Source organism: Pseudomonas oryzicola (assembly GCF_014269185.2).
Lineage (GTDB): Bacteria > Pseudomonadota > Gammaproteobacteria > Pseudomonadales > Pseudomonadaceae > Aquipseudomonas > Aquipseudomonas oryzicola.
The window spans coordinates 126,471-138,164 of record NZ_JABWRZ020000002.1 but is presented as its reverse complement, the minus strand read 5'-3'; the positions used below and the strand labels follow the sequence as shown (position 1 = coordinate 138,164).

Here is an 11,694-nt window from a genome sequence, read left to right as displayed (position 1 = left end):
GCGGCCTAGTGTCGCGATGGGCTGCAAGGCAGCCCCAGGGCCATCACAGCGCGCCAAAGACCTTCTTGGCCAGGCTGGTAGCCGCTTGAGCCGGGTTCTGGCGAATGCTCTGCTCTTGCTTGGCGATCATCTCGAACAGCCCATCCAGCGCCTTCTCGGTCACGTAGTTCTCGATATTGGCGTCGTCCTTGACCAGCCCCAGGCCTTTGGCCTGGGCCGCGAAGGCATTGTATTGCTGGGCCACGCCAACCTTGTCGGTGGCCTGCTTGACGATCGGCAGGAACCTGGCGCGGATCTGCTCGCGGCTGCTCTTGTTCAGGTACTGGGTCGCCGAATCGTCACCACCGCTGAGGATGCCCTTGGCATCGGTCACGCTCATGTTCTTCACGGCATCTACCAGAATCGCCTGGGCCTGCGGCACGGCAGCCTCGGCGGCCTTGTTCATGCTGGTTTCCAGGGCTTCGACCTGGTCACCCTTGCCGAACATCTTCATCGCCTTGGCAGCCTTGCCCAGGTTGCCTGGCAACTCGATACGCACGTCCGGGTTGTTGCTGAAGCCGCCCGGGGCGCTCAGCTGCTTGACGGCCAGTTGCGCGCCTTGGGTCAGGGCATCCTTCAGGCCGCCGGTGGCGTCTTTCTGGCTCAGGTCGCCCAGCGACAGGGCCAGTGCACTGGCCGACAGCAGCAGGCCGGCGCACAGGGTGGTGAAACGCAGGGAGGTGCGGATCATGAAGCTTTCCTTGTAAACGGATGAATACGGGTTTCAGCGGACCGGATCGACCTTGATCCGCACCGGTTGCGGGTCATTGCCATCAAGCCTGACACCATGCTGTTCGGTGTTGATGAACAGCAGCTTGCCATCCAGTTCGATGCGCGCGCTGAGCGCATAGCGGTGGCCGGGCTTGACCTGGGCCGGGTCGTAGGCGAGGTGGAAGGGCAGTGGTACATTGCCTTTGACCGGGCCGGCCTGGCGCGCCAGGACCACGGCCGGGGCGTCCATCAGCGACACATCCTGCAGCTCCACGCTGAGCGTGGCGGTTGGTGGCAGGGCGCTGCGCTGCAGGTAGAAGACCTCGCCATCCAGGCTGGCCTCAGTGGGCGCGGTGTGGTTGGAGCAGGCTGCGAGCAGGGATGCGCAACACAGCATAAAGAGCTTTTTCATGGTATCTCCGAAGTCCTTGGCGTTGGCTTGTGGCCAACCCCAGGGACTTTAGCGGATTTCTTCTAACTGGTCCTTGATGAAGATGCGACAAACAGGGGCAGAGCAAGGCGAAGTGCAATATTCAGCCCTGGCGCGGCGATCGCAGGCTGATGGCTCCAGTCTGGCAACGCTGCAAAGGGCCAGGCCGGCCTGTGTCGGCCGCAGGGTAAAACTGACAGGAGTACTTTTCAGGTGGCAACCTGGTCGACAGTTACCCGTTGTTTACCCGATACCGTGGCTGGTTCTATCGGGTGACGGCTGGTGTTGATGTAGCGCAGTTGGCCGTCAATCTCGATGCGTGCGGCGAGGGCATAGCTGCGGCGTGGGTCGATAAGGCTGGTATCAAATGTCAGCGGCAGATTGATCGGCATCAGGCCGCCACAGCGCAGACGCAACTTGGCAAGGCTGATGGAGCGCGCATCTGCCTTCGAGATATCGATCAGCTTCAATTCAACCAGGCCTGACGGTTCAAGCGTGTTATCGCCAGAGGAAACGATTTCAACGTCCAGCGTCTTCATTCGAGTCATGTTGGTGCTCCTTGAGAGGGTTGTGCTGAAGTAGCACCCTGATCCTGATCCCTCCCAAGGGCCGAGAGCAGCCTGAAAAGCTACCTTTGCATAACCTCCGCAGGCTCATCGCGGTGCAATGCCACCTGGCGGATCGACAGGCGCAGTTCCGCCGACAGCACGCGCTTGGCCACGCCTTCGGCCAGCTCGCCGAGCTTGTCGCGATAACCGAGCTTGCCCTGGGGGTCTGCATGCAGCACGCCTTGCTCGACCAGAGTCTGGATGAAGTGGCGGAACAGAGTCTTGTCGAAGAACTCCGGGGCGTTCAGGCCGTGCAGGATCGACAGGCGCTGGGCCATCATCACGCACAGGTCTTCCAGTTCTTCGGCGCTGAGGCTGTTCTGCCCGCTGTTCAGCAACAGCGAGGTAGCCATGTAGAAACGCTGCAAGGTCTGGGTGATGGTGCGCGCGAGCAGGGTCAGCAACACGAACTGCCGCGAGCTGGGCGCCGGGCGAATGTAAGTGTCGTCGTCCTGGCGCAGCAGCCCTTGCTCGACCAGTGCGGCCAGCCACTGGTCGATCACCGCATCCAGTTGTTCCGGCGTCCAGCGCAGGAACAGTTCGGCCTGCAGGTAGGGGTACAGCGCGTGCACATACTGGCCCAGCAGTTCGCGGCTCATGCGTGAGCTGCTGAGGAAGAAGCTGGCCAGCAGCGCCGGCAGGGCGAAGATGTGCAGCACGTTGTTGCGGTAATAGGTCATCAGTACCGCGTTGCCTTCATCCAGGTACAGGATGCGGCCCAGGGCGTCCTTCTGCTCGGCCACCAGGTTCATGCTGCGCACGTGTTCGATCAATGCCTGGCCGTCGCCCTCGGGCAGGGTGGTATGCGGCGAGTAGGGCACCTGGCGCAGCAGGGCCAGGTACAGGTCGAGCACGCGGGTCAGGGCGCGCTCGTCCAGGGCCAGGCGGCTGGTGGACAGCAGGGCCAGGGCCACCAGGTTGACCGGGTTGATCGCCGCGGCCTCGTTGAGGTGGCGCGCCACGGTTTCGCCCAGGCGGGTGGTGGTGGCGTTGAGCCAGGCCGGGCGGTACTGCGGGCCATGGTCCTGTTCACGCCAGCCGGGCTGCTGCTGGTCGAGGAAGCCGGCCAGGCGGATCGGCTCGCCAAAGTTCACGTAAACCTGGCCAAAGCGCTGCTTGAGCGCGCCGAACACCTTGAAGATGTCGAAGATCGACTCCTTCTTCTTGCTGGCCCCGCGCAGCTCGCCCAGGTAGGTACGGCCTTCGAGCACACGCTCGTAGCCGATGTACACCGGCACGAACACGATCGGCGTGCGCGACGAACGCAGGAAGCTGCGCAGGGTGATGGCCAGCATCCCGGTGCGCGGCTGCAGCATGCGCCCGGTGCGCGAACGGCCGCCTTCGACGAAGTACTCCACCGGAAAGCCCTTGGTGTACAGGGTGTGCAGATACTCGTTGAACACTGCGGTGTACAGCGGGTTGCCCTTGAACGTGCGGCGCATGAAGAAGGCGCCGCCACGGCGCAGCAGGTTACCCACCAGCGGCATGTTGAGGTTGATGCCTGCGGCCACGTGCGGCGGGGTGAGGCCGTTGCGGAACAGCAGGTACGACAGCAGCAGGTAGTCGATGTGGCTGCGATGGCAGGGCACGTAGATCACTTCGTTGCCGGGGGCGATGCCTTGCACCTGCTCGATGTGGTTGACCTTGATGCCATCGTAGATCTTGTTCCAGAACCAGCTGAGCACCACTTCGAGGAAGCGGATGGCGGTATAGGTATAGTCCGAGGCGATCTCGTTGCCATAGCGCAGCGCCTGGGCTTCGACCTTGGCCAGCGGCAGGTTTTCGCGCTGGGCCTCGTCGAGGATGGCCTGGCGTACCTGCGGCGCATGGATCAGGCCCTTGACCAGGGTGCGCCGGTGCGAGATGTCCGGGCCGATGACGGCGGTCTTGAGATTGCGAAAATGCACGCGCATCAGGCGCTGGGCCATGCGCACGGTGCGTTCCTGGCCTTTGTTGTGCTCCACCAGTTCGCGCAGGTGGATCGGCGCCGAGAACTGCACGCGGGTCTTGCGCCCCAGCACCAGCACGGTCAGCAGCCGGCGCAGGCGCCCGGTAACCGCCCAGCTGTCGGCGAACAGCAGTTTCCACGGGCTGGACTCGCTGGCCGGGGTCTGGCCCCAGAACACGCTGACCGGGATGATCTGGGCGTCCTCTTCGGCATGCTGGCCTACGGTCGCGACCAGGCGCTGCAGGGTCGGTGGCGCGCCACGCTTGTCGTGGCGGCCGAGCCAGTCCGGATCCGGGGTCAGGTAGAAGAACGCGGCCGGCTCCTGCAGTGGGCCTACCGCCACCGGCAGCACCGGGCGCGGCAGCCCCGCCTTGGTGCATTCATGGTCAAGCACGACCAGGTCAGTGAGCGCAGGCGACGGCAGGGCATAGAACACCGGGCGGCTGCGGTCGAGCTTGAGGGTGAGGGAGGACTGGTTGATGGTCTCGGAGCGCACCCACAGGTACAACAGGCGACGCAGGGCGCCGAAGATCAGGCGGCGCAGGGGGGAACGGGTCATGGGGTGTGTGCCCTGGGTGTGAAGTTCAGTGGGTATATGGCCAATTAGTCTGCCGTATCCGCGCAAGTTCAGCAAAAATCGCCGAACGGCGCGACGGTCATCAAATTTTTTTGTTCTGTGTCATATACTCGGCCTGCCACTTGCAGGATATTTGCGCAAGCGGCGTCGGCACGTGGCGAAGGCTTCGTGTCTGCAAGGCGATCTTCACAATAAAAATCCGGAGTAGTTCAGATGTCGTCTCGTGAGACTGGGAATGTAAAGTGGTTCAACGATGCCAAGGGTTATGGCTTCATTCAGCGCGAAGGTGGTGCGGATGTGTTTGTCCACTATCGGGCGATTCGCGGTGAGGGGCATCGTACCCTGGTCGAAGGGCAGCGGGTGGAATATGCCTGCGTGCAGGGCCAGAAAGGCCTGCAAGCCGAAGACGTAGTAGGGCTCTGAGCCTCATGCTGTAAGGCCTGTTGTGGGAGCCGGCTTGCCGGCGATTACCGGCGAGGCCGGTGCCAGGTACCGTGCTGCCTGCATCGCCGGCAAGCCTGGCTCCCACAGGAATATCGTGTGTTCAGGTACGCCAGGTGATTTCCTCTTCACCGTCGGCGCTGATGCGGATCCAGCGATCGGCATCTTCTTCCCCGTCTTCTTCCACCCAGCCACCCGGCGCACAGCGCACTTCCACACCCAGTGCGGCGAAAGCGGCGCGGGCGCAGGCAACGTCGTCGGCCCAGGGGGTCTGGTCGCTTTCCAGGTAAAGGCTGTTCCATTTCCCTACAGCTTTGGGTAACCAGGTGACCGGAATGTTACCGGCCTGGCATTTGAAGGTCTGGCCTTTCTGCTGCCATTCGCTGCACGGGCCGATCGCCTGGGCAAGCCACTCGGCAATCTGCTTGTGGTCGACGTCGGCGTCCTTCAGGTAGATCTCGATATCAGGTTGGCGCATAAGGGCTCCGGTGTGCTCAGTCTTGGCGCAGGAAATAGTCATAACGCATGGAAACCGTGACCTCGAACGGCTCGGGCTGGTCGATGACCCGGGCACGCCTTTCGGCACTGGCGCGCCAGCCGTGCGGGGTCATGGCCAGCAGGTCGGCGCGGGCCTTGGGGGCGACCAGGCTCAGGCGGAACTCGAGGGTTTCGCTGTGGGCATGGGCCATGCCTTCGGGGACCAGCGCGAGGTGTTTGTCATCGGCGTAAGGGCGCACTTCATCGTAGAGCACTTCGCGCAGTTCCATCAGGTGGCCGCTGGTGGGGCCGACCCGCATCAGGCCACCACCGGGGCTGAGCAGGCGCTTGGCCTCGGCCCAGTCGAGCGGGCTGAACACGCTGGCGATGAACTGGCAACTGGCGTCGGCCAGCGGTACCCGGGCCATGCTGGCGACCATCCAGGTGACCTCGGGCGCACGGCGGCAGGCGCGCTTGACCGCCTCGCGGGATATGTCCAGGGCATAGCCCTCGGCGGCCGGCAGCGCCTGGGCGAGCTGCGCGGTGTAGTAGCCTTCGCCGCAGCCGATGTCCAGCCAGACAGAGGGCTGGCGTTCGGCAGCCAGCTCGGCCAGGCGGCGCGCCACCGGGGCATAGTGGCCGGCATCGAGGAAATCACGGCGGGCTTCGACCATGGCCTGGTTGTCACCCGGGTCGCGGCTGTTCTTGTGCTGCACCGGCAGCAGGTTCAGGTAACCCTGGCGGGCCCGGTCGAAGCGGTGGCCGGCCGGGCACACCACACCGTTGTCGAGCCGGCTCAGTGGCGCCTGGCAAAGAGGGCAGGCGAGCATCAGGCGAGCAACCGGACCAGGGTCTGGTAATAGATTTCGGTCAGCAGGTCGAGATCGCTGGCCAGGATCCGCTCATCCACCTGGTGGATGGTGGCGTTGACCGGGCCGAGTTCGACCACCTGGGTGCCCATGGTGGCGATGAAGCGCCCATCGGAGGTACCGCCGCTGGTCGACGGCTGGGTGTCGCGGCCGGTGACGCCCTTGATACTGGCCGAGACGGCGTCCAGCAATTCGCCCGGTTCGGTAAGGAATGGCAGGCCCGACAGCGCCCAGTCGATCGACCAGTCCAGCTCATGCTTGTCGAGGATCGCCGACACCCGCGCCTGCAGGCCTTCGACGGTGGACTCGGTAGAAAAGCGGAAGTTGAACAGCGCGGTCAGCTCGCCCGGGATCACATTGGTGGCGCCAGTGCCGGCGTTGAGGTTGGAAATCTGGAAGCTGGTCGGCGGGAAGAACGCATTGCCTTCGTCCCAGTGCTCGGCAGCCAGTTCGGCCAGAGCCGGCGCGGCCAGGTGGATCGGGTTGCGTGCCAGGTGCGGGTAGGCCACATGGCCCTGCTTGCCGCGCACGGTCAGCTTGGCGCCCAGCGAGCCACGGCGGCCGTTCTTGACCACGTCACCCAGCAGGGTGGTGCTGGAGGGTTCGCCGACGATGCACCAGTCCAGGCGCTCGTTGCGTGCTTTCAGGCGCTCGACCACGGCCTTGGTGCCATGGTGGGCCGGGCCTTCCTCGTCGCTGGTGATCAGGAACGCGACCTTGCCGCGGTGGTTGGGGTAGTCCTGCACGAAGCGCTCGCTGGCAATCACCATGGAGGCCAGGCTGCCTTTCATGTCGGCGGCGCCACGGCCGCAGAGCATGCCGTCGGCGTCGATCAGCGCTTCGAACGGCTCATGCTGCCATTGCTGCACCGGGCCGGTGGGGACCACATCGGTGTGGCCGGCAAAGCACAGCACCGGGCCATCCTGGCTGCCGTGGGTGGCCCAGAAGTTGTCGACGTCCTCGAAGCGCATCGGCTCCAGCTGGAAGCCCACGGCGCCCAGGCGGTTCATCATCTGCGCCTGGCAGTCGGCATCGACGGGGGTGACCGAGGGGCGACGGATCAGGTCGCAGGCCAGTTGAAGGGTGGGCGAAAGCTCGGCTGGGGCCGTCATGGGGGACTCCGGGGCAAGGCAAGGCGGGGAAATCTAAGGGCGTTATCTTATATCAAATGGATGTAAAAGGTACGACCGGATTGGCCTAGGTGGTGGCGCAACGTTTCGCTAAACGCCCTTCCCCCAGCTGCAGATGAATGGCGCCATGTGCGGGCATCAGAAAGGCTTGGTTTGCCTGTTACAGCGGCAGTTATCCTGATGATAACTGCCGCTGTTTCCTTAGAGTTGGTTAATGCCCAGGCTGGTAATTGTAATGTTCCTGCCGCCACTGTCGGCATTTTCTGCCCACATATTTACATAGGTTGTTTCATCATTGATCTTTTCGCGAGCCATTAGCATGAGGGGTACCAACACTTCGCTGATTTCAGTTTCGTAGGTTGTTTCGTTCGTATTTATCGTGCACCGAAGGCTGTCTTTTCGTTGATTCAGGTAGCTAAAGCTGATGCGGGTTGGTTCAACTTTGAAAGAGTTTTCTGTTGGACGTTGCTGGCACATCATTGTTCACTCCCGGTAAGTAACTTAGCGCGCTCAGCTTAGGAGTTCCCCTGTTTGTCGACAACTATCAGAATTGCCAGGATACGTGGGTGCGAGAATGTCTTTGGTGGACGCGGTGTGCCTAGTTTTTCTAAGAGCCGCACCGAATGCCAGGCCTGCGACGCTGGGTTGATTGAAGTTCCAGCTAAACGGAACTTGAATATTTTGCATGGCGCGCGTCAGTACGTGGTGACGTCGGCGCGTACTTGAGAGGAGAGGTTCAGAACGCTGGTCGGCGTAGAACAGCGTCTGGAATGGTTAAAGCGGCCATTGTCCCGCCTGGCCGTGGGGCCGGTTCGCGGTCACTTCTGAATATCAAGGTCGTTTCAGCAAGTCTCAAGCCTGTTGCGGTTCGGCAGCCTTTTCTACGGGCTTGGGCAGCGAAGACAGGAACGCCATCACCAGCGCCGCCACATAAGGCAACGATTGCACCAGCAACATCGCCACCCAGAAGCGCATGTCCGAGCTCGGCAGCCCCTGTACCAGGTAGATGCCCAGCGCTGCGCCCCACAGCAGCAACATGATGAACAGCTCTTCCCGCGCTTCGGAAATCGCCACCAGCAGCCCGTGGCTGTCGGCGTTCTTCGGCGTGCGGAAGAACGGCATGCTGCTGGTGAAGAAACCGTACAGCACCGCCTTGGCGATGGTGTGCGACAACGCCAGCCCGGCCAATGCCGCGGCAAAGGCGTCCTTCAGGTTCACTCCCACTGCGCGCCGGTAGAGGAAAATGATCTTGCCGACCTTGAAGAAGAACAGCGCCAGCGGCGGAATGGCGAAGATCATCAGTGGCGGGTCGACCCGGTGTGGCACGATGATCATCGCCGCCGACCACAGCAGTGCGCCGACAGTGAAGAAGATATTCATGCCATCGGCTATCCATGGCAGCCAGCCGGCCAGGAAGTGGTAGCGCTGGCCACGGGTCAGCTCGCTGCCCTTGCCGCGCAACAGCGCGCTGGCGTGGTGCTTGATGATCTGGATGGCGCCATAGGCCCAGCGGAAACGCTGCTTCTTGAAGTCGATGAAGGTGTCGGGCATCAGGCCCTTGCCGTAGCTGTTGTGGGCGTAGGCTGCCGACAGGCCCTTCTCGAATACGCGCAGGCCCAGCTCGGCGTCCTCGCAGATGCACCATTCGGCCCAGCCCAGTTCTTCCAGCACGCTGCGCCGGGTCATGGTCATGGTGCCGTGCTGGATGATCGCGTCACGGTCGTTGCGGGTGACCATGCCGATGTGGAAGAAGCCCTTGTATTCGCTGTAGCAGAGCTTCTTGAAGGCGCTTTCGTGCTGGTCGCGATAATCCTGCGGCGACTGCACCACGGCGATTTTCGGGTCGGCGAAGTGCGGCACCATGTGTTTGAGCCAGTTGCGGTCGACGCAGTAGTCCGAATCGATCACCGCAATCACTTCGGCGTCCTTGGCGGTGTGCGGGATCAGGTAGTTCAGTGCGCCGCCCTTGAAGCCGGCCAGTGGCGCGACGTGGAAGAACCTGAAGCGCTCGCCGAGCTTCTCGCAGTGGGCCTTGAGCGGCTCCCAAACGGCCGGGTCCCTGGTGTTGTTGTCGATCACCAGCACTTCGTAGTCGGGGTAGTCCAGTGCGGCCAGGGCGTCGAGGGTCTGCTTCACCATCTCTGGCGGCTCGTTGTAGCACGGCACATGCACCGACACCTTGGGCCGGTAGGCGCTGTCGGCCTGCACCGGCAGGAATTCGCGGCGGCGCTTGTGTATCCATACCGCCTCGGCCAGTTCGTGGGCCTCGGTGAGCAGGACGATGAACACCCCCAGCGCGCCAAGGGCCAGCAGCACGCCCACGGTCAGGCTGAACCAGGTGCTGTATTGCTGGCTGTAGTCGTAGGCGATCCACACCAGGACCGACCCGCACAGGAACGTGATGAAGGTCAGGAAGGTGCGGCCGCGCTGGCGCAGGGCAGAGCCGTCGATGAACAGCACCGTCAGCGCAATCAGGGCCAGGACCACCGAGGCCACTGCCAGGGCACGCCATTGCGGGATCGCCACCACCGGGCCGTCGAAGTTGAACTTCTGCTGGCGCTCGGCGTTGTACACGCCCCAGTAGGCGCCCACCGAGCCTTCGTCGCTGGCCTTCCAAGGCTGGTCATAGGCTTCGATGACGAAGTAGTTGTAGCCACGGCGGTTGAGGGTATTGACCAGGGTGCGCAGGTAGATCGCCTGGTCGGCCTGGGTGGCATCGGCACCACCGCGCATGCGGCCGTTGCTCGGCCAGCCGACTTCCGACAGCAGCAGCGGCTTGCGCGGGAACTGGTGTTTCAGTTCGCGGGCGCGGTCAAGGACGAATGCGACCGAATCCTTCATCGGCACGAATTCCCAGTATGGCAGGATGTGCGCGGCGATCAGGTCGACGTGCTTGGCCAACTGCGGGTTTTCCTTCCAGATGTGCCACTGCTCGCTGGTGGTCACCGGTACCTTCACCGCCGCACGTACCCGGTCCAGGTACTTGATCAGGTTTTCCGGGGTGACTTCCTCGCGGAACAGCGCTTCGTTGCCGACTACCACCCGGACTACGCTGCGCGAGGTATTGGCCAACTGGATGGCGGTGGCGATCTCACGCTCGTTGCGCTCCAGGTCCGGGCTGATCCAGATGCCCAGCGTGACCCGCAGGCCGAACTCCTCGGCCAGCCGCGGGATATCGGCCTGGGTGCCTTCCACGGTGTAGATACGGATGCTGTCGGTCAGTTTGCTCAACTGCTCCAGGTCCTGGCGCATCTCGTCGTCAGTGGGGTACTGGCCCTTTTGCGGGCTTTCCCCCAGGCGGAACGGCGAATACGAGAAGCCGGAGATCTGCTCGGGCCAGGCAGGGGCGGAAACCGGGCGGTTGATCAGCGCCCAGAACCCGGTGAACAACGCGGCGATGGCCAGGACCACGACCAGGTTCAGGCCGAATTTACGTGAAGACATTGTCGTCCATTTGTGTCGAAGTGATAGGACATTAAAGCAGGGTTGGTAGGCTCTTTCCTAACGATGCAGGCGATGGGCTCGCTGACGTATAATGCGCGCCGGTTTTTTGGGGTATGAGCATGAGCACAGAAGATCCGCGCTTCGCCGGCGTTGCCCGGCTGTATGGCGACCAGGGTTTGCAGCGCCTGGGCCAGGCCCATGTGGCCGTGGTCGGTATTGGCGGGGTAGGTTCGTGGGCGGCCGAAGCACTGGCGCGCAGTGGCGTGGGCGAGATCACCCTGTTCGACCTCGACGACGTCTGCGTCAGCAACACCAACCGCCAGGCCCATGCCCTGGAAGGGCAGGTGGGGCGGCCCAAGGTCGAGGTCATGGCCGAGCGCTTGCGCGCGATCAACCCGGCCTGCACGGTGCATGCGGTAGCCGACTTCGTCACCCGTGACACCATGGTCGAGTACATCAGCGAAAACCTCGACTGTGTGATCGACTGCATCGACAGCGTCATGGCCAAGGCCGCGCTGATCGCCTGGTGCCGCCGGCGCAAGATCGCCATTGTCACCACCGGTGGCGCCGGCGGGCAGATCGACCCGACGCAGATCCAGATTGCCGACCTGAACAAGACCTTCAATGACCCGCTGGCTTCGCGGGTGCGTTCCACCCTGCGCCGCGACTACAACTTTTCGCGCAACGTCAGCCGCAATTATGGCGTGCCGTGCGTGTTTTCCAGTGAACAGCTGCGCTACCCCAAGGGCGATGGCAGCGTTTGCCTGCAGAAAAGCTTCGTGGGCGAGGGCGTGCGGTTGGACTGCTCGGGTGGCTTTGGCGCGGTGATGATGGTGACCGCGACCTTTGGCATGGTGGCGGCGAGCAAGGCGGTGGAAAAACTGGTAGCGGGGGCGCGGCGGCCTTCGGAGCGGGTCAAGCCTGAATAGACCGCGTGGGCTTCTTCGCGGGCTTGCCCGCTCCCACAGGTACTGCATCTCTCTCAAGAAAGGTGAAGATCCTGTGGGAGCGGGCGAGCCC

At 63.1% G+C, this 11,694-nt stretch carries 11 protein-coding genes; 2 read left to right on the top strand and 9 right to left on the bottom strand.

Annotation, left to right across the window (positions count from 1 at the left end; genetic code table 11):
• Nucleotides 1-43 precede the first annotated feature (43 nt).
• From HU760_RS18735 to plsB, 4 genes are all read right to left on the bottom strand, one after another.
• Nucleotides 44-730, bottom strand: a complete 687-nt coding sequence (locus tag HU760_RS18735) for a DUF4197 domain-containing protein (RefSeq protein ID WP_186679281.1) — start codon at nt 728-730, stop codon at nt 44-46.
• Between the two features lie 33 nt (nt 731-763).
• Nucleotides 764-1,162, bottom strand: a complete 399-nt coding sequence (locus HU760_RS18730) for a YbaY family lipoprotein (protein WP_186679275.1) — start codon at nt 1,160-1,162, stop codon at nt 764-766.
• A 227-nt stretch (nt 1,163-1,389) separates the two neighbouring features.
• A complete protein-coding gene (locus HU760_RS18725; RefSeq protein WP_186679274.1) occupies nt 1,390-1,728 on the bottom strand; it encodes a YbaY family lipoprotein in 339 nt (112 codons plus the stop codon).
• A gap of 80 nt (nt 1,729-1,808) precedes the next feature.
• A complete protein-coding gene (plsB, locus tag HU760_RS18720) occupies nt 1,809-4,295 on the bottom strand; it encodes a glycerol-3-phosphate 1-O-acyltransferase PlsB (protein ID WP_186679272.1) in 2,487 nt (828 codons plus the stop codon).
• A 231-nt stretch (nt 4,296-4,526) separates the two neighbouring features.
• On the opposite strand from plsB, the gene HU760_RS18715 reads away from it, so the two are divergent.
• Nucleotides 4,527-4,736 carry a cold-shock protein gene (locus tag HU760_RS18715; RefSeq protein WP_003252255.1) on the top strand — a complete coding sequence of 70 codons (210 nt, stop codon included), beginning with the start codon at nt 4,527-4,529 and terminating at the stop codon, nt 4,734-4,736.
• A gap of 121 nt (nt 4,737-4,857) precedes the next feature.
• On the opposite strand, the gene HU760_RS18710 is transcribed toward HU760_RS18715, so the two are convergent.
• The 5 genes from HU760_RS18710 to HU760_RS18690 form a co-directional block, all read right to left on the bottom strand.
• A complete protein-coding gene (locus HU760_RS18710; protein ID WP_186679262.1) occupies nt 4,858-5,232 on the bottom strand; it encodes a hypothetical protein in 375 nt (124 codons plus the stop codon).
• 16 nt (nt 5,233-5,248) lie between these two features.
• Nucleotides 5,249-6,061: a putative RNA methyltransferase gene (locus tag HU760_RS18705; RefSeq protein ID WP_186679260.1), complete on the bottom strand. Its 813-nt coding sequence runs from the start codon at nt 6,059-6,061 to the stop codon at nt 5,249-5,251.
• Nucleotides 6,061-7,212, bottom strand: a complete 1,152-nt coding sequence (dapE, locus tag HU760_RS18700) for a succinyl-diaminopimelate desuccinylase (RefSeq protein ID WP_186679259.1) — start codon at nt 7,210-7,212, stop codon at nt 6,061-6,063. The genes HU760_RS18705 and dapE overlap by 1 nt, the downstream gene beginning before the upstream one ends.
• Before the next feature lie 219 nt (nt 7,213-7,431).
• Complete coding sequence (locus HU760_RS18695; RefSeq protein ID WP_186679252.1) at nt 7,432-7,710, bottom strand: hypothetical protein; 279 nt, start codon at nt 7,708-7,710, stop codon at nt 7,432-7,434.
• A 372-nt stretch (nt 7,711-8,082) separates the two neighbouring features.
• Nucleotides 8,083-10,674: a glycosyltransferase gene (locus HU760_RS18690; RefSeq protein WP_186679249.1), complete on the bottom strand. Its 2,592-nt coding sequence runs from the start codon at nt 10,672-10,674 to the stop codon at nt 8,083-8,085.
• A gap of 119 nt (nt 10,675-10,793) precedes the next feature.
• Here HU760_RS18690 and tcdA point away from each other — a divergent pair, with 119 nt between their 5' ends.
• Nucleotides 10,794-11,603, top strand: coding sequence for a tRNA cyclic N6-threonylcarbamoyladenosine(37) synthase TcdA (tcdA, locus tag HU760_RS18685; protein ID WP_186679244.1), 810 nt, complete (start codon nt 10,794-10,796; stop codon nt 11,601-11,603).
• The last annotated feature ends 91 nt before the right edge of the window (nt 11,604-11,694 follow it).